This is a genomic window from Actinoplanes regularis (assembly GCF_900188005.1).
Lineage (GTDB): Bacteria > Actinomycetota > Actinomycetes > Mycobacteriales > Micromonosporaceae > Actinoplanes > Actinoplanes regularis.
In genome coordinates, this window is record NZ_FZNR01000024.1 from 58,983 (window position 1) to 79,429 (window position 20,447).

Below are 20,447 nucleotides of genomic sequence, written 5' to 3' on the forward strand. Positions count from 1 at the left end.
CCGGCGACCGGCCGGGCATCAGCGACATCAGTAGGGCCACGGGATCGGCGGCAGCCCCGGCGGCACACAGCCGTCGGCGTAGATCGACGCGGCGGCCGAAGTGAGCCGGACCGTGCCGGCCTTACGCACGGCGATCTTGCGCAGGGGTGCCTTGGTCATCGTCGAAGTCATTGTTTTCACCTCCTTGAGTGGTGGTCTCGTCCGGGACCGGTCGGTCCGGAAACTCGGGGAGCCGGCGGATCAGGCGCCGGCTGATCAGCGTCTGCCACACCTTCCGGGCGGCGGCCGAGTCCAGCATCCAGAGCTGTGCGTGCGCCGCCCGCAACGTCGTGGGCTGCTGGAACAGGTTCAGAATCGGCTTGTAGGACCGGGGCAGCGGGGTGATCTGCCCGTCGATACGCCGGAACAGCAGCCGGTCCGGTGGGATCGGTGCGCCGTACGTGAGCTGGTAGGTGGTGGTGAGCCGGTCGACCACCGTCTCGTCGGGCCGGTCCGTGAACAGGCCGTTGACCACGAAGGCCCGGTCCTCGTCGTCGTCGCGGACCGTGAGGTCACGATCGAGAGCGTCGCGGACCGACACCCCGAAGCGGTCGTGGTAGAAGAACGAGTGCGGCGTGTCCACACTGCTCAGCCACGGCCGCGCGTGCGGCATCTCGAAGGCGCGCGCCGCCGCCACCGACAGCTCCGCACGGGCGGCCTCACTGATCGGCTCGTCGTAGAGCAGCACCCGCTGGATGTCCGAGCCGGGCAGGGGCCGGATGTCGGTGACGCCGAAGCGGTCCGGCCGGCGCGCCACGATCGAGCCCGACGTGAGCATGAACTGGCCGAGGCCGCCGAACGTCCACAGATCACGGTTGTCGAGGAGGAAGTCGATGCTCTCCCGGCCCTCGGCGGCGGTCTCGGTGGGAAAACCGGTGAAGCCCATCATCTGTACGCCGATGTCGGCCTTGGTCATCGACGTGATGGTCTGACGCACCCGGTCGGGCCGGGTGCCCTTGTCGATGAGGTCGAGGACGCGCTGGTTGCCGGACTCGAACCCGACCGAGACGGCCACGCAGCCGGCCCGGCGCAGCGTCTCGCACCGCTCGTCCGACCAGTACTTCTCCAGCCGGATCTCGGCGCCCCACCGGACGTCGATCCCGGTCTCGAGGACACGCTCGGCGAACCTCAGGATCGTCGCTGGCGCCAGCACGTCGACCGAGAAGTAGATGAACTTGGCGAACTTCGACAGCTCGGCGACATCGGTGACGATGGACTCGACGGTGTCCTGCCGCCAGGGGCTCGTCGGGCCGTCGGTGTTCAGCCCGTAGTCACAGAACGTGCACCGGTTCCAGTAGCAGCCGCGGGTCGGCGAGTAGTAGACGAACCGCTCCGGGCTCAGGTACTTGTCCCACGGCAGCCTGCTGTAGTCCGGCGTCGGCAGCCCGCGGATCGGCTCGTACCGTACGGGAAGCAGGTTCATCGCCCGGTAGCGCGGATGCAGCCGGATGTTGGGGTGCGACGACGGAATCGTGCCGGCCGACACGCTGTCCAGGATCTCCACCCACGCCGTCTCGCCCTCACCCACCACGACCGCGTCGAAGTTCTCGAACACCGCGAACATCTGGGTCTTGTCGCGCAGGTACTTCCAGACGTCCGACGCCTCGGTGCCCCCGGCGACCAGGAACACCCCCGGCAGCGCCCGCCGGATCAGCCGGGCGAGCCACAGGGCGAACGGCAGCTGGGCCTGGTAGGTGATGTTGAGCCCGACGACGTCGTAGTCGCCGGCGACCAGCTGCGGGATGAGCACGCCCTCGACGTACGGCTGGAAGGGTCTTGCGAGCCGGTCCAGCACCGCCTCGTCGCGGAGCGCGGCGACCGAGCCGAGCGCGACGGCCGGCGGCATGCGCAGCTGGAAGCCGTTCGTGAACTGGCCCGGGAAGCCGGTGCCGGCCAGGCAGTTCATCCAGGCGAGCACCTGCTCGACCGCGCGGGCGTAGTGGTCGTAGCGGTAGAACCGCTCCGGGTCCCGCAGGACCGCGACGGCGTCGCGCACTCCGGCCGGATCCGGCTCGCCGGTCCGCAGCGCCTCCACCTGCCAGGACACGTCGTCGTAGTGGGCCAGCGGGTCCGACGCCGGGGCGGCGGTGAGGGCCTCCCGCAGCCAGGCCACACCGGCCGGTGAGAACGAGTGGTGGAAAGCCTCGATGTTCGCGTCGATCATGTCGGCGGCGGGATATCCGCGCGACCGCGCAAAGGAGTCGAGGTAGCTCAGCGAGTGGTAGCCGGAGGTGGGATCGGTCAGCGGCGGGTAGATCAGCACCGCCTTGGGCCGGGCCGTCATGCCGAGACCAGCTGGACAAGGGGCGCGCTGACCGCTGCGGCGCCCGGGAAAGCGGGCGGGCCGCAGACCTTCAGTCCGGCCGTCAGCGGTTCCAGCAGCGCCCGCACCCGATCCAGGTGGACGAAGCCGTGGTCGCGGACCGCGGCCGGCAACTCCTGCGGCGGGCAATCCCACAACCGGCACAGCAACCGGTCGACGACCTCGTCCCGGAAGGTCATGCGCAGGTGGGGCCGGTGCGGGTCGGGGTGGGGCAGCCGGTCGTTGAGCCGCATGGCCGATCCGGCGAAGGACCGGGCCGCCTCGATCACCTCGGGCGTGCGCAGGGCCGCGGGCAGGTTGCGGACCGCCAGGGTGCCGCAGTCGACCGGGCCGAACATGCGGATCAGCACGCGCAGCGCGGCGTCGGCCGGGGACCGGTCGCGGTCGCTCGCGGTCAGCAGCGGCGAGTCGTAGATCGCCGCCGGGTCGTCGACCGGAAGCAGGCCACGTTCCTGGGCCAGGGTGACCGCTCGCTGCCGCACCCGTTCCGGGTCGGCGTCCCGCTCGGCACCCACCAGGTCGGCGAGCACGCGTTCGGCGTGCCGGGCCGGGAACTCCGGGTGCAGCACCATGATGGTGGCCACCGTGACCGCGTCGCTGACCAGGGCGCCGCCGGCCGTACGCCCGTGGGCGCGCGCCGTCCACGCCTCCATGATGTAGGTGTCCACGTTCTCGATCGGGGTGTCCGCCGCGTCACGGGGACGAAGGGCGCGATCCCCGGCCGCCGCGAGGCGCAGCAGGAGCCGGGCGTCCTCGGCCTTCACATCGGTCGGGTGTGCCGCGTCCCAGGCGGCGAACCGCTCGAAGCTGTCGCCGGCCGGCCCGCCCTTCGCCGCCCGTTGCAGGGCTCGCCGGCCCCGGGCCCGGAACGGCAGGGCGCGACCGGTCTCCAGCAGCCGCGACGCCTCGCCGGTGGTGAGGACGCCGGCGCGGGCCGCCCGGTCCAGCGCCACCCGCAGATTGACCAGTGGCTCGCTCATCGAGCGGTGGTCCTCCTCGGCCGGCGCGTGCACCACCGCCACCTCGTCGTCGTCGGTGACCACACCGTCGCGGTACAGCTCGAAGACGGTCCCGGCGCCGCGCATGCCGTACTGCCAGAGTTCGGCCGCCCGCAGCGCGCCCATGCTGCTGCTGCCCGCCACCACGACCCCGCGGTCGAGGTAGTGCAGGATCTCGCGATGCCGGACCGGCGCCCGCAGCATGAAGAGCCCGTCCACGATGAACACCCGGTCACCCGGTCCCGGATCGAGGCGCAGCAGGTCGCCATGCTCGATCGGCGGCCGCACGATCGCACCGGGCAGCAGGTCCACCGCTTCGGCCGCGTCGAGGCTGGGGCCGAGGAACACGTAGTCAGACATGGTTCTCCCCCGGTCGTCTGGCCATGTCACGTTCGTTGCACAGCGCCAGGCCCGGAGCGACCACCTTGCGGGCGGCGATGCCGATCCGGGGCTGGGTGAGGTCGACGGCCATCGGTTCCACCCCGGTGCGGGCCCACACCCGCTCGGCGCAGAACCGCAGCATCGCGTCGGCGTCGGTGCCGGTCGGGGCGTCGGCCGGGACGACCGGGTGCAGGGTGCGCCCGGCGATGCTCGGGGCGATCGCGCCGTCGGCCTTGTCGTACACCGTGGCGTCGATGTCGTCGCGAGCCCCCGAGATGCCTGCGAGCCGCGACTGGATCGCCTCCATCAACGCGCGCGCCACCGCCTGCCCCGCGTCGGGATGGCAGCCGAACCCGCCGAAGACCAGCGGCACGTCCGGCGACCAGATCGAGCAGGCGTACGCCGGTATGCCCAGGTCGTTGGTGGTTTCGCAGAGCTCGACCCAGCAGTCGGCGGAGCGCAGCGCGGCGAGTGCCGCCTCGACCGTCGGGTTGCCGGTGCCGGACGGATCGACGTATCGCCGCCGGCTGAGCGGGGTGACCGTGTACGGCGCGCAACAGTCACGTTCGATCAGCTCGATCAGGCCGTGCAGGGTCGCCTCGGCCGGCGAGTTGCCGACGCCGAGGCCGTTGCTGCTCACCTGGAACAGCAGATGTCCCCAGGTCAACCGGCTGGTGGAGTCGAGCCGGACGAACTCGCGCGGCACCAGCGCCGGCTCGCCGGTGAGCACGCCGGTGGCCGGCAGCCAGTCCAGCGTGACGCGATCGGTCAGCGACGAGCCCTCGGCCAGGTTGAGACGGCGTACGTCGTAGCCCGGCCGTACGTCGCGGGCGCTGCCACGGGCCGCCACCTCGAGCGTCACGTTCTCCGCGTGCCAGGTCTCGATGCTCTCCATCACCGCGCCGACCCAGGACTGGGCGTGCGTCAGGCCGATGCCGAGGCTCACCGCGAGCGTCTTCCCGCAGGGCCGGTACGCGACGTGGCTCGGTATCCCGATCTCGTCGAGCCGGGTGATGTCGGCGACCCGGGTGATGCCGAACGTGGAGAGCATCGGTTCGACCCGGCGGCGGGTCTGCTCGGCCGGCACGGTACGGAACGTCCGCTCCGCCACCGCTACTGTCCCCTGGCTCATCGGTCAGGCCACGACGCAGAGCACGATGACGACGTTCGTGTCACTGCTGCCGGCGGCGATCAGGTCCAGCTGCCGCTCGTCCAGCTCGTCGAGGTCGATCATCGGGGCGGCCGGCACGTGCAGGACATGCCGGCCGGGGTCGGCGGTCCAGTCGGCGACGAGCGTCTCCCGGGAGAACACGCCGTCGGGCTGGCTACGGTCCAGCACGACGGCCGCGTTCGGCTGGACCGGCAACCCGGCGGTCAGGGCCTCGGCCCGCGGGTCGGCCACCAGGCGCCGCTCGGTCTCGGCGTCGTTCCAGACCGCGAGCATGAGCGTGGTGTACCGGGCGATGAAGTCGTCGTTGGCGTCGGGCGTCTCGCTCATCGTCTTCCTTTCTCGCGCCGCCCGGCGCGGGACCGGGCGAAGGGGGTCGGGCGCCGGAGGATGTCCGGCGCCCGGCAGGTACGTCGGTGACCGGCGCCGGATCAGACGTTGACGACGCAGGCGACGATGACGTTGACCGAGGAATCGCTGTTCCCGCCCGCGACCACCTCGAGCTCGCGCTCGTCGAGTTCGCTGACGTCGATCAGCGGCGCCTCGGGCACGTGCAGAACGTGCTCGGCGCCGTTCCAGTCGCCGAGCAGCTGCTCGGCGGTGAAGAGCCCGTCGGCCTGGCCGCGTTCGAGACGCACGGCCTTGTCCTCGGCCACCGGCAGGCCGGCGCCGATCGCGAACTGCCGGGGGTCGGCGAGCAGTTTGCGCTCCTCGTTCTCGTCCTTCCACACCGAAACCATCATCGCGGTGTACTTGTTGAGGAACTCGGCGTCGACGGGCTCCGGGGTCTGGCCGGCAGTAGTCATGGCATTTCCTTCCGGGAAATGAAGAGCGGGATGGCGTCGCTGCAACAGAAGCTAGGGGCGAATGGATTTTTCTTTCAAGACCTGTCGCCCGGGTGACACCGTTCGTGACCGCCGGCCGAAACAGATGGCACGGATCGATGACATGGAGGGCTCAGGTCGTGCTGCAGCACGGGCAGCAGCACGCACAGCTGGCGTCCAGACCGCCGACCACCCGGTCGAGCTCGTCTTCCTCCAGCTCCGCCTCACCGATCGGGCCGGTGGCCGGCACGTAGAGCGTGAAGGTTCCCAACTGGCCGGCGTTCTCCCAGGCCGTGACCTGGGTATCGAGGTCAGGCTGGGCGTCGTTGGCGTCCCGCACGACGGCGATGTGCACGTGCTCGGGCACCGTCAGGCCGTACTCGGCCAGCAGATCCCGCGGGTTCTCGGCCAGTGCCCGCTCGGCGGCCGCGTCGGCCCACACCTCGGCTACCAGCCTGCTGTATGCGGCGACGAACGCCGCGCGCTCTCCGTTGGTCACGCCTTTTTCCTTCCACTCGGCAGTGACCTTCATGGTGCAGCGGGAGGCCGTCGGAGGCACCGAACGGCGGTGAATGCCATCAATGTCGGACAGTCGCCGAAGCAATTGAGGAAGCAAAATGTGCAAACCAGGGAATCGCGGTGACGCGGCGGATGGTAATACTGCGAGCGGCGTACCGGAAGCAGTGATTTCACTGCTTTGCGCACCGGCCCGGCGCCCGTAGCGTGAGCGGCAGTCGCACGCCGGGAGGGTCGATGACGGCAACCGCGTCAACGCCGGATCGCACCACGATTCCACCGGCCGGCGAGCGCTACACCATCGAGGAGCTTGCCCGCCGGGTCGGGATGTCGGCCCGCAATGTGCGGGCGCACCAGGCGCGGCGGTTGCTCGCCCCGCCGATCCGGGTCGGGCGCACCGCCTACTACGACGCCGGCCATGTGCGGCGCATCGAGTCGATCAAGGCGTTGCAGCGGCAGGGGTTCAACCTGGTCGCCATCGACGCGATCCTCGGCACCCAGAGCGCCGACCCGGACACCGACCAGCTCGCCACCCTGCTGCAACGGCTCGGCCTCGACCACCCGGCCCTCGTCTACGCGCTCATGCAGCACGGTGTGGTCGGCCGCGCCGACGACGGCACGGTCCGTACGGTCCGCCCGCGCGCCCTGCGCTCCGCGCTCGAGTTGCGCCGCGGCGGTGTCCCGACGCTGCCGTCCCTGCAGATCCTCGCCGACGTGCTGGACGCCTTGCGCGACCGCACCGACGACCTGGTCCGGTCGACGTGCCGGCGGCTGGTGGACGCCCGGCGTGCCCCCGGGGAGTCCGGGGGCACGTGGGAGCAGCTCGAACAGGACACAGTGGTGTTCACCCAGTGCCTGGTGGGCCTGTTCACCGAGGCGTTCCGGCTGACCGTGGAGAACCACGGCCGCGCCGCCGCGGCCGACCTCATGGCCGGCCCCGACGACCTCGATTTCGACCTCGACGAGTCCGAGCTGGTCGACAACGGCTGACGCCTGATCCCGCCACGGCGGGCCTGCGGTAGTGGGCGGCTCGGGTGCTTTCTCCTCTCCTCTGCCGGGTCGTCTGGTGTCTGCCGAATTTCCTTGCTTTGCGGAACAAATGCCCGCAACGGAAGATCATCCGAAAGTCGACCGATTTGGGGGGATTTGCCGGGCACTCTCGCCATCCACTGTGGATTAGGCTCGGCGGCGCGAAAGGTTTTCGGAATCTTCAGCGGCCGGGCAACTCATTCACGGGGCCGCCAATGACGAGGAGGAAAAAGTTGTCGCGAAAAAGCTGGTTCACGATCATCGTGGCCGCGCTGATCGGGGTGATCGGTGTGGGTGTCGCGCCGACCGCCGCGATGGCGGACACCAAGCCGGGTAAGGACCTCAGCAAGGTCAGCAGCTTGGCTGCCGTCCCCGACATCGAATGGAACACCGCCGTGGAGGGCACTCCGCCGTCCTCCGGGCTGAACTGCGTCTCCACGACGGGAGCGACGGCCTGCCTGGAAGCCTACGGCGACATCCTGTGGGTGAAGGACACCGCCGCCGACAGCGCGTCGGCGGTCGCCGACTGGGACAACTACGTCGGCGGCACCCTCACCCGCTGGGGCTACTGCCGGAACTCGCTGGGCAGCGGTAAGTGGGCCTACTGCAACAAGAACTTCACCGAGGGCAGCGAGCTCCGCCTGCGGGCCGCCGTCTACGACGGGTCGGAAGGCACGTGGATCCGGTGGAGCGGCACGCTCTACCTGACCACCTGATCCGATTTGATACAACGCGGCCGGAACGGATCTTCCGTTCCGGCCGCGTCCGTTGTCAGGGGCGGCGCCCCGTCGAGGAGCCGCCGGCAAGGGCCGGCGCCTACCGCGACGGCGGCGCACCGCCGAGGAGCTGGCGGCTGGCGAGACGGTGGAACAGCCCGTCCCGGTCCGCCATCAGCATGTCGTAATCGCCTCGCTGGACGATCCGGCCGCGGTCCATCACCAGGATCGTGTCGGCGTCGCGCACCGTGGACAGCCGGTGCGCGATGATGATCCGGCTGGCCGCCAGCTGACGGGTGCTGGAGGTGACGACCTCCTGCGTACGGTTGTCCAGCGCGCTGGTCGCCTCGTCGAAGAACAGCACGCGGGGATGGTGGATCAGCGCGCGGGCGATGAGCACCCGCTGCCGCTGCCCCACCGACAGCGTGCCGCCCCCGAACGGCACCATGGTCCCCAACCCCATCGGCAGGGCCTGGACGTCCTGCTCGAGGCCGGCCATCCGGACCGCCTCCCAGACCCGGTCGAGCGGATAGCTGCCGGCGCCGCACAGGTTCTCCCGCAGGGAGCCCGCGAACAGCGTGCCGTCCTGCAGCACGACCCCGCACTGCCGGCGGACCGCCTGCACGTCCAGTTCCCACAGGTCCTGGCCGTCGTAGCGGACGCTGCCACTACGCGGCTCCTCGAAGCCCAGCAGCAGCCGCAGCAGGGTCGACTTGCCGCAGCCGCTCGGTCCCACGACGGCGACGAACTCCCCTGGACGAACGGTGAACGAGACGTCGTCCAGGATCGGCGGTTGATCGGCGTGGTAGGCGAAGGTCACGTTGTGCAGGCTGATCTCGCCGCGGATCTCGCCCGGATCGGCGCGGTCGGGCCGCTTCTCGGGTTCCGCGTCGATGATCTCGTGCAGGTCGGCCAGCCGGGGAACCGCGGCCACGACCTCGATGCCGGCCGTGACCAGCACCAGCGCTGCACCGAGCAGCAGCGCGAAGGCGACGTTGACCACGAAGAAGTCCTCGATCGTGAGCCGCCCGGCGAGCGGGCCGGCCAGGAGGGCGAACAGCGCCAGCTGGCCGGCGATCGGCAGCACACCGGCCGCCGCGGCCAGGACCGCCTGCACCCGCCGCACCCGCTGAAGCTCGGCCCGGGCCGTCGAGTTGGCCGCCGACCACCAGCTGTAGGCCCGGTCCTCGGCCGCCGCGATCTGCACCTTGGTGATGCCGCCCAGCAGTTGGTTGGTGCGCGCGGCGGCCCGGTGCTCGGCGGGCAGTGCCCGGTGCATGCGCCGCATCACCGCGCGGCCGCAGACCCAGGCGAGCACCGAGGTCGCGGCGAGCAGGGCGAAGCCGCTCAGCGCCACCCGGATGTCGATGATCGCCAGCAGCAGCAGGTCGGCCACCACGGTCACGCCGGCCAGCACCCCCTGCGCCAGCACACCCGACAACGACTCCCGGACGAAGGTTATGCCGAGGACGGCGTTCGCAAGTTCGCCGCTGGTGGTCCGGGAGAAGAACTGCGCCGGCAGGCGCATCAACCGGTCCCACACGGCCAGTTGCGAGCCGAGCTCCACGCGACCCTCGACGCGCAGCAGCCGAAGGTTCTGGGCGATACCCACCAGCGCGGCCACGAGAGCGCTCGACACCAGCAGCGCCGCGGACTGCAGGAGCCCGTCGCCGGTGCCCTGACCGGCGACGGCCCCGAGCACCCGGCCGCTCATCAGCGGAATCGCCAGCCCCAGCCCGGCGACCACGGCCGCGGTGAGGACCAGGCCGGTCAGGTCGCGGCGGCCGCCGCGCAGCCCGCCGCGCAGCACGTCGCCGAGCGTCGATGCGAGCGGCAACGGGACCTGGACCACCGTGGCCGCCTCGCCGAATCGGGCGATCTCGGCGGCGTCCAGCGGCAGCGTGGCACCGGTCTGCGGGTCCAGGGTCCGGTAACCGCCGCGGTGGTGGACCAGGGCGACCGCTTCCTCCTTGCCGTCATCGCCGGTGCGGCGCCATCCGATCATCGGGCCGAGGTCGCGCCGCGACCACCCGCCGGGCAACCGGACCTCCCGGACGTGCAGGCCGGAGGCGCGGGCCACCGCGTGCAGCGCTGCGCGCTGGTCGGCCGGCGCCTGACTGCGGTCGGCCGGTTCGACGATCCGGACCTGATCCTCGGTGATCAGCGCCCGCAGCACGGCGGCCGCGAGCTGGTAGGTGTTGAGGTGGGCCACCTCGGCCGGCGGCGCCTGCCGGTCGGTCGCGCCGACCACGCCGTAGGCGGCGCGCGCCGCGTCGGCGACCACCGCGGCGTTGATCTGTTTCCGCTTTCGCAGCGTGTGCAGGAACTCCGCGTCGGCACGGCCGATGCGCGTCTCCACGACCCGCAGGAGCCGGGCGACGTGCCGGTCCGCGGCGGTCCACAGCTGCCCCGCGGCGAGCAGTTCCCCGCTGCTCATGCTCTCCACCGTGCACGGCGCGGTCGCGGTGATCCAGTCCCGGGCGGTGAGCAGCAGCAACTCGCCGCCGCCGATCGGTTCACCGCGGTCACCGTCGTTGCGGACCACATCACCGCCCACGACCCGCAACCACCACAGGCCGGAGGTCCCGGCGAGCACTCCGCCGGCGGCCAGGGAGCCGACCGAGCGGGGCGCCAGCGGCGGCGCGTCGCGCGGCGGCTGACCGGTGCGCAGCGCGTCGGCGATGGCCTGCAGGCCGGTCTCCAGGCCGGACACCAGGGCGCGGGCGACCTCCTCGCCGGCGGCGTCCGGCGTCACCGCCGCGTCGGCCGCGCCGACCACCGTGCGGTAGGCCGCTTCGCCGAGCCAGCCCACCTCGGTGTCCGGCAGCGGCACCACGACGAGCTGCCAGGCGCCGGCCACCGGGGGGCTCGGCATCAGGGTGCCGGCCGGGAGCCGGGCGACGAAGTGGCGTCGTGCTTGCGCGCCATCGGCCCCGCCGTGCCGTATCGCGAACAGATCGGCCGGGCCGCCACGGATCAGCGCGGCGGCGTACTGCCCGTCAAGCCGCAACGGTCCCCGGCCGGCCGGTGTGGTCAGCCCGATCAGGTCCGTCCAGCCGGCGATCATCGGCGTTTCGATCGTCATGCCGCCTCCTCCGTCCTCGGTCACGCAGGTCAGTGCTCGCGCAGGAGCCGGGCGTACGCCCCGCCGGCCGCCATCAACTCGTCGTGGGTGCCCCGTTCGACCGCACGACCGCCCTCGAGCACCACAATGAGATCCGCGTCCCGGATGGTGGACAGACGGTGGGCGACGATGAGGCAGGTCGCGCCCCGGCGGCGCAGATTGCGATCGATGAGCAGTTCGGTTTCGGCGTCCAGAGCGCTGGTCGCCTCGTCCAGCACCAGGACCTGGGGCCGGCGCACCAGCGCCCGGGCGATCTCCAGGCGCTGCCGCTGGCCACCGGAGAAGTTCCGGCCGCCCTCCTGGACCGGCCCGGACAGACCGCCGGCCCGGCCGGCGATCTCGGCGAAGATCGCGGCATCCTTGAGCGCCGCGATCACCTCCTCGTCGCCGATCGTCGGATCCCACAGCGTCACGTTGTCCCGGATGGTTCCCTCGAAGAACATCCGGTTCTGGTCGACCATCGCGACGGTGGCCGCCCACAGCTCGGCGTCGATCTCGTCGCGCCGGAGCCCGTCCACCGTGACCTGGCCGGACCAGGCCGGGTAGAGACCCGCCACGAGGCGGCCCACGGTCGACTTCCCGCTGCCCGAGGAGCCGACCAGGGCGACCCGCGACCCGGGCGGCATGTCTAGGTCGAAATCCGACAGCAGCGGCGCGCCGAGCGGGTTGTAGCCGAAGCTCACCTTCTCGATCCGCAGGTGTCCCTGCAGGGGAGCAACCGGAGCGGTCACCGCCGTACGGGCCGGGGCCGGATAGCGTTCCACGTCGCGCAACCGGCTCAGATCGGCGCTCATGTCCTGCAGCCTCGAGCCCAGCGCGGTCAGGTTGACGATCGGCCGGTTCATGGCGGTGACCAGCCCCTGCATCGCCACCAGCACCCCGACGCTCAAGGTGCCGGCGAGCACCTGCCGGCTGCCGAGCCCGAGGAGGACGGCGGTGTTCAGCGCCGCGATCAGCGCCGGAATCACCGACAGCACCGCGGCCGGCACACCGAGCCGCTGCTGGCTCGAACTGACGGCGGCACCGCGCGCCGCGAAGCGCTGGTAGCCGACCTCCTCCTCGCCGGTGGCCTTGATCGACTCGATCATCTGGATGGTGGTGTAGACGGTCGCGAACATCTTGCCGCGCTCCGCCTGCAGACCCGCGACCACGCTGGTGCGGTGCGCCGCCACGTAGCGCAGCACGGCCACGTTCAACCCGGCGAACGCCATCGCGCAGAGCCCGAGTGTGACGTCGTAGGAGCACAACAGCACCCCGTACGCCCCGACCAGCGCGGTGTCCACCGCGGTGGCCGCCACGCGCCGGGTGAGCAGGTCGGCCACCACGTCGTTGCTGCGCACCCGCTGGGTGAGGTCGGCCGCCTGACGCTGGTCGAAGAAGGCGACCGGCAGCCGGAGCAGGCGCCGGAAGAAGCGCGAGCCGCTGCTCAGCGCCAGGGCGGTCTCGCTGCGGATCAGCAGTCGCTGCTGCAGCAGCCCGGCGACCAGGGTGAGCAGCACGGCGGCGCTCATGGCCAGCGCCAGCGACGTGAACGCACCGTGATCCTTGCCCAGCAGCACCCGGTCGACGAAGACCCGCACCAGCGCCGGCTGGGTCAGGCCGACCACCGCGATGAGCAGGCCGAGCAGCACGGTCAGTGGCACCACCGAACCGAGGTTGCGCCACCGCCGGGCCAGCTGGGGCAGCACCCGGAACGGGGTCCCGCCGGGCTCGAAGTCCGGGCCCGGCCGCATGGTGAGGACAATGCCGGTGAACGCGCTGTCGAACTCGGACCAGCTGACCGTTCGCGGACCGGTGGCCGGATCGTTGATCCGCACCCGGCGCCCGAGCCCCTCCAGAACCACGAAGTGCTCGAACTTCCAGAACAGCACCGCGGGCAGCGGCACGTCGGCCAGCCCGTCGACGTCCATCTGGAAACCCTTGGCGACCAGGCCGTACTTGCGGGCGCCTTTGAGGACGCTGGCCGCCGTGGATCCGTCCCGGCTGACGCCGCAGGTCTGCCGGAGCTCCTCGAGGGCGACATGCCGTCCGTAGCGGCCGAGGACGATGCCGAGGGCGGCGGCGCCGCACTCGACCGCCTCCATCTGGATCACGGTGGGGGTCCGGACCCGGCGCCGGCGGGGGTGGGGTACGGCCGCGGCGGAGACCTCGCCCAGGTCGATGTCGGCCGGGGCGGTCACCGGTTCACCAGCCAGTCGATCGGGTGTTCGGTGGCGATGGTGAACCGGGCGGTGATCGCGCTGGCGGAGTTGAGCTGGAACGGTGGTGCGGTCTTGGACCAGCGCAGGCCGCTCGGCGAGCCGGGGTCGGTCTGCAACGGCACGGTGACCCGGATGACGCTGCCCGCGCCGAGCAGGCGGCGGAGGTCGGCGCCGCTGCCCAGGAAGGCCCGCATCGACTGCTCGGTCTCCGGGAACGACGCGACGTCGGTGACGGTGCCGGAGAGGGTGCCGAACACCGCGCTCGGCACCGCGTCGGCGACGACGGTGACCCGGTTTCCCGGTTGCAGCAGGGGGGCCGCGGCAGCGGGTACGAAGACCACCGCCTGCAGCGCGTCCCCGGGCGTGTCGAGCCGCTCCATGTCGGCGACCGGCGTGCCCGGTTCCAGCAGCTCCCCCTCGCTGACCAGCCAGGCCACCACGTACGCGTCCCACGGCGCGTTCACGATGGTGATCTTCCCGTCCTGTTCCACGCTGTACAGCGGCGTGCCCTTGGTCACCCGCTGATCGGCCGCGCTCCAGACCTTGACGACCTGGCCACCGATCATCGCGTCGACGGCGGACACCCCGTTGGAGTGGATGAGCACGCCGGCCGCCCCCACCACCCGCGGCACGGTCCCGTAGACCGCCCACACTCCCGCGCAGGCCACCGCGACGGTCATGGCCACGGTGATCAGCCAGCTCGGCACGCCGGCGAGCTTGATCACGTCGTCCAGTTGTTCCGGCGCCTCCAGGTGGCGCAGCGCCTGTCGCCGGAACTTCATGCCGTCCTCCGCGAGCCGAGCGCGAAGTCGGCGATGTTCGGCTCCACCAGCGGGTCGATGCCGGCGAGACGGGCGAAGCCGGCCGAGTCACCGGCCCCGAGGGCGCAGGGCGCGAGCCCCATCGCGGTCGCCACCAGATACATCAGACCGGTGAGCACCCCGGCGTTCTTGAGGGCCATGGCGTAGCTCAGTCCTTCGTACTTCCACATCATCCGTTGCACGCGTGCGGTGATCACGAGCAGAACCTGCGGTGTTTCGGCCATGCCGGCCGCCGAGCGGGCATACCGGGCCACCCGGCCGCCGGTGGTATCGGTGTCGGTGAGCAGCGTGAGCCGGTGCTCGACGGAGTCGTAGTGGTACAAGCCGGGGTCGAGACCGGAGCAGCGCGAGACGAGCGGATATATCTCCAGCTCGCAGAGCCCGCCGCCGCCCGGGTACGGGCGATGGCCGATCTCCTGCCCGCCGGCCTCCTTGACACCGCTGGTGTACTGCACCCGGTACAGGAACTCACCGAGGGCGTCGACGGTGAGCGGCTGACCGTCGTCGTGTTCCCGGATCGAGCGGCGTGCCCGCACCACCGTCGTCAGCGGGTCGTCGCGCTTGGCCACCAGCTCCATGTCCGGGACCGGCAGCACCTGGTGGCGGCCGTCCGGGAAGTCACGGCGCAGCGAGGCCGGGGGCAGCTTGCCGCGGAACGGATACGTGCCGCCCACCGCGGCGACGTGCCGGCCCGGCCGCGCCCGGTCGTGCAGGGCGAGCTCCTCGGGCAGCCAGTAGGCCAGCGGGGCGGCCGAGGACTCCTGCTCGAACTCCGCCGCGGTGACCAGCAGCCGGGCGGTGAGCAACTCGTCGAGGACGCGGCCGGCGATCGGCTCCGGCACGGCGAGAATGTGCGCCACGCCGCGGACGTCGCAACCCGGGTCCGCCGCGGCGGCGAACACCGTCGCCAGGCCGGCGTCGACGCAGGCGACGGCGACCGTGGCCAGCGGCGAACCGGCCACCAGCCGTCCGTCCTGGACGCGCAGGCCGGCGAAGCGGGAGAGCCGGTAACGGCTGCCCGGCTCGTGCCGCCGCGCCTCCGGCAGGCTGCCCGAGCCCAGGCCCCGCGGAACCACGTCGAGCAACGGCCGGCCGCCGGCGTGCAGCCGGCGCTCCAGCCAGGAGTGGGCGGCCAGACGGCGCAGCAGGATCTGCGCGGGCAGCACCTGTCCCTCGCCTTCCAGACCGACGACGATCCGGTGCAGTTCCAGGTCGCCGACCCAATCGGCGGCCAGCCGCAGGGCCAGCGCTCGGCGGCTGACGCCGAGCCCGCTCAGCGGAAGCTGGAACCGGCTCTGCCGCAATCGCAGCTCACCGGTCTCATCGGTGTTCAACTCCGCGTCCCGGCGCAGGCGGAACGATTCGTGGGCGGCGGCCGCCGCGGGCGGACCGCCGCGGATTGCTGTACTCGTCACCGTGGACCCCCTCGCCTTGTCAGAAGAAGACATTGAGTGGATTGATCGAGTCCTCACCGGGCGCCCGCGGGGTGCGGGCCAGGGCGGCCGGCACGTCCCAGAGCCGTCCCGGTCCCAATCGGCGCCAGAAGTGCCGCAGTCCGGGCACCATCACCTTGACCACGGCCAGATCCAGGTCCGGGCGGGACTGGTCCAGCACGATCACCTCGAGGCCGGCCCGGCGGAGCCGATCGACGCAGTGCCGCACGTCCCCGGCCACGTCCCCGGTTCCGGCCCGGTCATGGGTGTGCACGGTGCTCGGCGGCAGTTGCGGGTCCGGTGTCAGCCACGGCTGGTCGGCCACCCGGACGGTCCGGTACCAGGCCACGGTGTCGGGGTCGGTGATGCCGTACCGGGTGTTGCCGCCGACGAACCGCGCGACGATCGGCAGGAACTGGTTCAGCTCGGTCAGCGCCCGGCCGAGCGCTGTCGCCGGGTCGAGATGGCTGCCGAATCCGACGATCACGTCCTCGGTGGGCCGCTCGAGGTGCCGGGACACCGCGGCGTACGCCGGCATGCCGAGATCGGCCGTGAGGTCCAGCGCCCACAGCTCCCGGCCCAGGGCGTCCTCGTAATGGGCTTGCAGCGCGTCGATCCACGGGTCGGCGAACGACGCCAGGTCGACGCCGGGAAGCCGGGAGCGGTGGTACCACCACAGGGCGACGCTGTCCCGCTCCACCAGTTCGCCGAGACCCTGCAGGATCGCCTCGGCAAGGGTGTTGCCCGCCGAGCAGCCGTTCGAGTCGGGCGCGCAGACGTCGAGCGCGGCTATGTCCGGGTGGCCGTACCAGCAGTAGGCGGCCGGCACGTCGCGCGGGGCGTCGTGGGTGAGCGACCAGGCGGTGCTCCAGTCCAGCGGCTGATCGTCGGCCAGCGGTACCGGGACGCGGTGGAAGTGTCCGCCGCCGGCGTTGCTGTGCCCTCGGTTGGCGTACTGCTTGTCGGAGAAGAGCAGCAGGTCGCGCGGGTGCACGGTGGTGGCCGGGTCGAGATCGGCGTACGCGGCCCGGCGCACCGGCCGATCATCGCGCCAGACCCCGCTGTACCGCTCGATCGCCTCGGCGATGGCACTCACCTTGGCCTGCGCGACCGTACGGCCCTTGCCACCCGACAACCCGCGCAGGCTCTTGCGCAGACCGGCCGGGTGCCGGGCCACGGCGAAGTTGTGTCCGGAGATCCAGCTCTGGGTGAGGTCGTCGGGGCCGGTGAGCGGATCCAGCCGGGTGACGACGCCCAGGTACCGGCTCACGTGCCTGGTCAGCCGTTGCTCGACCTCGGCGGTGGACGCGGTACGGGTGCCGCCGTCCACGTCGGTCGCTGCCGCGGCGGCCAGGGTGATCCGCGGATCGGCGGCCCGGGTGAGGCCGGGGTCACCGCACGCCGGGCACTGCGGCTGGCGGATCAGCTCGTGCTCCGAGGTGGTCAGGTCGCGACTGTCCAGGGTGATCATCCGGCCGGTGATGCGGGGCGACCGCCCGGCGACGGCCAGCACCGGCAGCTCCGCCGCGAGCAGACCGACCGCGGTCGCCACCGTGCCGGGCAGGACCGCCCGTGCCACGGTCACCCGGCGACCGGCGTCGCCTTGCCCGGCCAGGTAGTTCTCCACCTGCTCGTTCTCCAGCCACCGCTGCCGCAGGCAGGACCAGCATCCGGTCGAGCCCGGGATCAGGTGGGGGCCGAGGACCAGCACCGAGCCGTGCGCCCGGATCAGGGTCCACGGACGGCCGGCGCTCAGGCAGGCGTCGTTCACCAGGGACAGCCGGTCGTCCACGTACGAGCCGGGCGCGACCACGATCTGGTCGGCGCCGGCCAGGATGGCCCGCAGGTCGGGGTCGTCAGCGGCCACGACCTGCACGCGGCCCACCATGGGGGCCAGCCGGTCCGCGATCGAGGCGGTCACCGGCGAGCCGGCGTCGACAAGCAGCACCCGCCCGGTCGCCGTCCACTGCTCGGCGGCGTCCGGGGCGACCCCGCGGGCGTCCCAGCCGGCCGCCACGGCGGTACGGGTCCCGGCCGGTCCGTCGGCCAGCAGTTCGAGCCCGGCCAGCCGGCGCAGCCCGGACGCGACGGCCGCCATCGGGTGCCGGTCCGCGACCAGGGCGGCAAGCCGCTCCACGGTCCGGGTGCCGTCCAGCAGCGGCGTCAGGGCGACCGTCGCCGGATCGTCGATCAGCAGGTTGCGGTGCTCGCCGACGACGACCAGGTAGGCACCCTCCGGACCGGAGCAGAGAACCGGCTGGTAGTCCGCCCTCAGCCGGGGGCGGCGCAGGCGGCCGGTGTCCATCACTTCGCCACGTCGAGCGACACCGGGGCGTCGGCGAGGCCGAGCAGCTTCGCCGGTGCGGTCCCGTCCGGCGGCACGAGCAGCAGGAACGTCTGAAGGCGGGCGATCCTGATGCTGCGCCCGTGCACCGCCGCGGACCGGCCGAGCGCGGCCATGTCCGGTGCGTCCGGGGTCAGTGAGGCGGCTTTGCCGGTGATCGTGTCCGAGACCGCGAGCGTGACGAAGGCCAGCGTGCCGGCCGAGGTGCGGGCCGCGCAATCGGACCACTGGGCCCGGCTGAAGGTGCGGGCGACCGTCATCCCGACCCCCTGCATCTGCTGGGTGTAGACCGCCCAGCCGCCGGCGAACCTGCGGTCCAGCAGGACGTTGGAGGCCACCAGGGTGGTGTCCGGAGCTTCGGATCCGATGGTCCGGGTGAACAGTTGCGCCGCCAGCCGCTGCCGGAGTTCGTCGGGCAGGGCTTCGGCGGACGCCACGGCGGACGCGCTGCCCAGGGAGGCCAGAGCGGCCTGCCCGTCCGGCCCGATCTGCACGTTGTGGCTGAGCTTCCAACTGCCTTCCGGCGTACGGAGGAAGTGGCTGACGTCGGTCATCCGCAGTTCCTCGCCGGTCAGCCGCAGTTTCGCCGTCACCAGGAAGCAACCGGCATCGTCGGCCGGCAGCGCGAACACCGGATCCACGTGCCGGAAACCGGGCTGGTTGCGCTTTACGAGCCGGGCCTTGTTGACGGCCGCGACGCTGCCGTCGAGTGAGGGGCTGACCTCCGAGGTACGCAGCCCCGCCACGTCGCCGGCCACCGTCGCGGCCGAATCGGCGTTGTCGAAGGCGGCCAGCACCTCGGTCGCGGCGGGTACCCCGAACGCGGGGGCGGGGCCCGGCGCGGCGGCGGCCGTCTCGGAACGGGCGCAGCCGGTCAGGCCGAATCCGAGCAGGACGGCGAGGATTCCTCCGGCCAGCGGCGACCGGCTCGGACGCAGACGACTCACGACAGCCTCCCGACGGGGTGCGGGACCTGCCCCGACGGCATGATCCGCGCCATGAGTATTTCCCCGCCCCGGCGGCGCCGAGGCCGATGGCGGCAGACCGTACCGGGCACCCCGCGGGACACGGCAGCGAATGTGGCCACCGCGTCGGCACGACGACACCGATCGATGTCAGCCATGCGCGACGACGGCGGCCAGCCCGGCCCGGGACGGCACGCCGAGGAGCCGGTAGATGCGGGCCAGGTGGGCGTCGACCGTGCGCGGGCTGACCGAAAGCTCCCGGGCGATCAGCCTGGTCGTGGCTCCGGTGCCGGCCAGCCGCGCGATCTGAAGCTGACGGGCGGTGAGCCTGGCCAGCGGGAGGGGCGCCGTCGCACCCAGCCGCAGCCGCCGCACCTCCGGGCCCGCTTCCCACCGTACGGCCGGCCCGGGACGGTAGGCCAGTACCAGGAGCAGCGGGGCCGCCACCGGATATCGCAGCAGGTGGCCGATCAGGTCGCGGGACAGCCGGTCGGCCCACTGCAGATCGTCGAGGACCAGGACCAGGCCGGTGCCGGCACGAGCGGCTATCCGGCGCCGCCCGCGGCGACAGAGCAGGAACTGTTCGACGCTCAGTGGCGTCCCCGCGGCCCGGACGGTGGCGTCGTCCCAGAACCGTTCGTCGTCCTCACCGAGCGGCCACTGCTCGTGCCGCCCGAAAGCGTGCAGGAAGACCTGGAACGGGATCTCACGTTCGAGCTCGGCCGCGCGTCCGGTGCGGATCCGCAGTCCTGGCCGGGCCAGCCTCTCCACCGCCGCGGCGAGCAGGCTCGTCTTGCCCGTCCCGGCCGCGCCGACCACTTCGACGACCGACTGCCGACCGGCGGCGAGGGCCGTCGCGGCCTCGGTGAAGGCCCGTAGTTCCGCCGTACGGTCCATGGCTGCTCCCGTCGCGCTGGCCGGCACGCCTACGGCGTGACTTGCTGTGCCAGCCTGGCCGACGGGGTTGGAACGGGCGTTGGAACGGGCGCTGGAACGCCGGCTGGAAGCAGCCCGGTCAGATGTCCGGCCCGGTGCGGAGCATTCCGTAGATCAGCATGTCCCGCCAGCTGCCCTCGCGGAACCGCGCGTTCCTCAACACACCTTCGCGGCTGAAGCCGACCCGTTCCAGCGCGCGTTGCTCGGCGATGTTGTCGGCGTCGGTCTGGGCCTCCAGCCGCTGCGCCAGGGTGCAGTCGAACAGGTGACGCACCATCAGCTGATGGGCTGTCGTGCCGAGCCCACGCCCGCGGCACTCCGGCAGCAGCGCGAGCCCGATCTCGTAGCAGCCACCGGGCGGGCCACCGCGGTCCCGAGCCTCCCAGCTGGCGATGCCCAGCACGGCCTCCTGGCCGGACGCGGGGTCCTTGCCGATCACCGCGAGCGCCGTGGAGTCGCTGGCGACGTATCCGTCCTTCTCCCAGCGCAATCGCCGCAACCGTGGATCGCGGAACCCGGCCCACACGTAGCGCCCGGTGACACCGGGATCCGAGCCCAGCCGTTCCAGAAACGGCAGATCCGGCTCCCGGAAGGGCCGCAGGATCACCTGTTCGTCCATTGTCACCTCG

17 protein-coding genes are annotated in these 20,447 nt (G+C 72.0%); 2 read left to right on the forward strand and 15 right to left on the reverse strand.

Annotated features, from left to right (window positions below; translation table 11 throughout):
• Positions 1-27: 27 nt before the first annotated feature.
• The 7 genes from CHC09_RS48610 to CHC09_RS37835 all read right to left on the reverse strand — a co-directional run bounded on the left by CHC09_RS48610 (position 28) and on the right by CHC09_RS37835 (position 6,232).
• On the reverse strand, positions 28-159 hold the full coding sequence (locus CHC09_RS48610; protein WP_275407957.1) for a hypothetical protein: 132 nt from the start codon (positions 157-159) through the stop codon (positions 28-30).
• Positions 122-2,323 carry a B12-binding domain-containing radical SAM protein gene (locus CHC09_RS37810; RefSeq protein ID WP_089298082.1) on the reverse strand — a complete coding sequence of 734 codons (2,202 nt, stop codon included), beginning with the start codon at positions 2,321-2,323 and terminating at the stop codon, positions 122-124. Before CHC09_RS37810 ends, CHC09_RS48610 begins: the two co-directional genes overlap by 38 nt.
• Positions 2,320-3,720: a TfuA-like protein gene (locus tag CHC09_RS37815; RefSeq protein ID WP_089298083.1), complete on the reverse strand. Its 1,401-nt coding sequence runs from the start codon at positions 3,718-3,720 to the stop codon at positions 2,320-2,322. The genes CHC09_RS37810 and CHC09_RS37815 overlap by 4 nt, the downstream gene beginning before the upstream one ends.
• Positions 3,713-4,873, reverse strand: a complete 1,161-nt coding sequence (locus tag CHC09_RS37820) for a YcaO-like family protein (RefSeq protein WP_089298084.1) — start codon at positions 4,871-4,873, stop codon at positions 3,713-3,715. The genes CHC09_RS37815 and CHC09_RS37820 overlap by 8 nt, the downstream gene beginning before the upstream one ends.
• A 3-nt stretch (positions 4,874-4,876) precedes the next feature.
• Positions 4,877-5,239: a hypothetical protein gene (locus CHC09_RS37825; RefSeq protein WP_089298085.1), complete on the reverse strand. Its 363-nt coding sequence runs from the start codon at positions 5,237-5,239 to the stop codon at positions 4,877-4,879.
• A 101-nt stretch (positions 5,240-5,340) separates the two neighbouring features.
• Positions 5,341-5,715 (reverse strand): hypothetical protein, encoded by a 375-nt coding sequence (locus tag CHC09_RS37830; protein ID WP_089298086.1) that lies wholly within the window; start codon positions 5,713-5,715, stop codon positions 5,341-5,343.
• 151 nt (positions 5,716-5,866) lie between these two features.
• The gene (locus CHC09_RS37835; protein WP_089298087.1) at positions 5,867-6,232 is read right to left on the reverse strand and encodes a hypothetical protein; all 366 of its coding nucleotides are present in this window, start codon (positions 6,230-6,232) and stop codon (positions 5,867-5,869) included.
• 254 nt (positions 6,233-6,486) lie between these two features.
• Between CHC09_RS37835 and CHC09_RS37840 the strand changes: the two genes are divergently transcribed.
• Together CHC09_RS37840 and CHC09_RS37845 are read left to right on the forward strand one after the other, a co-directional pair.
• Entirely contained in the window at positions 6,487-7,239 is a 753-nt protein-coding gene (locus CHC09_RS37840; RefSeq protein ID WP_089298088.1) for a MerR family transcriptional regulator, read from the forward strand.
• Between the two features lie 272 nt (positions 7,240-7,511).
• Entirely contained in the window at positions 7,512-7,994 is a 483-nt protein-coding gene (locus tag CHC09_RS37845) for a hypothetical protein (RefSeq protein WP_143232804.1), read from the forward strand.
• Between the two features lie 100 nt (positions 7,995-8,094).
• On the opposite strand, the gene CHC09_RS37850 is transcribed toward CHC09_RS37845, so the two are convergent.
• The 8 genes from CHC09_RS37850 to CHC09_RS37885 form a co-directional block, all read right to left on the reverse strand.
• Positions 8,095-11,079, reverse strand: coding sequence for an ATP-binding cassette domain-containing protein (locus tag CHC09_RS37850; protein WP_203833371.1), 2,985 nt, complete (start codon positions 11,077-11,079; stop codon positions 8,095-8,097).
• Positions 11,080-11,108: 29 nt separating this feature from the next.
• On the reverse strand, positions 11,109-13,298 hold the full coding sequence (locus CHC09_RS37855) for an NHLP family bacteriocin export ABC transporter peptidase/permease/ATPase subunit (protein WP_203833372.1): 2,190 nt from the start codon (positions 13,296-13,298) through the stop codon (positions 11,109-11,111).
• Entirely contained in the window at positions 13,295-14,101 is an 807-nt protein-coding gene (locus CHC09_RS37860) for an HlyD family efflux transporter periplasmic adaptor subunit (protein WP_089298090.1), read from the reverse strand. Before CHC09_RS37860 ends, CHC09_RS37855 begins: the two co-directional genes overlap by 4 nt.
• Complete coding sequence (locus tag CHC09_RS37865; protein ID WP_143232805.1) at positions 14,098-15,555, reverse strand: SagB family peptide dehydrogenase; 1,458 nt, start codon at positions 15,553-15,555, stop codon at positions 14,098-14,100. Before CHC09_RS37865 ends, CHC09_RS37860 begins: the two co-directional genes overlap by 4 nt.
• A gap of 19 nt (positions 15,556-15,574) precedes the next feature.
• Positions 15,575-17,878: a TOMM precursor leader peptide-binding protein gene (locus CHC09_RS37870; protein ID WP_089298092.1), complete on the reverse strand. Its 2,304-nt coding sequence runs from the start codon at positions 17,876-17,878 to the stop codon at positions 15,575-15,577.
• On the reverse strand, positions 17,878-18,864 hold the full coding sequence (locus CHC09_RS37875; protein ID WP_089298093.1) for a DUF8094 domain-containing protein: 987 nt from the start codon (positions 18,862-18,864) through the stop codon (positions 17,878-17,880). The genes CHC09_RS37870 and CHC09_RS37875 overlap by 1 nt, the downstream gene beginning before the upstream one ends.
• A gap of 168 nt (positions 18,865-19,032) precedes the next feature.
• A complete protein-coding gene (locus CHC09_RS37880) occupies positions 19,033-19,779 on the reverse strand; it encodes a LuxR family transcriptional regulator (RefSeq protein WP_089298094.1) in 747 nt (248 codons plus the stop codon).
• A 118-nt stretch (positions 19,780-19,897) separates the two neighbouring features.
• Positions 19,898-20,437 (reverse strand): GNAT family N-acetyltransferase, encoded by a 540-nt coding sequence (locus tag CHC09_RS37885; RefSeq protein ID WP_239138802.1) that lies wholly within the window; start codon positions 20,435-20,437, stop codon positions 19,898-19,900.
• Positions 20,438-20,447 lie beyond the last annotated feature (10 nt).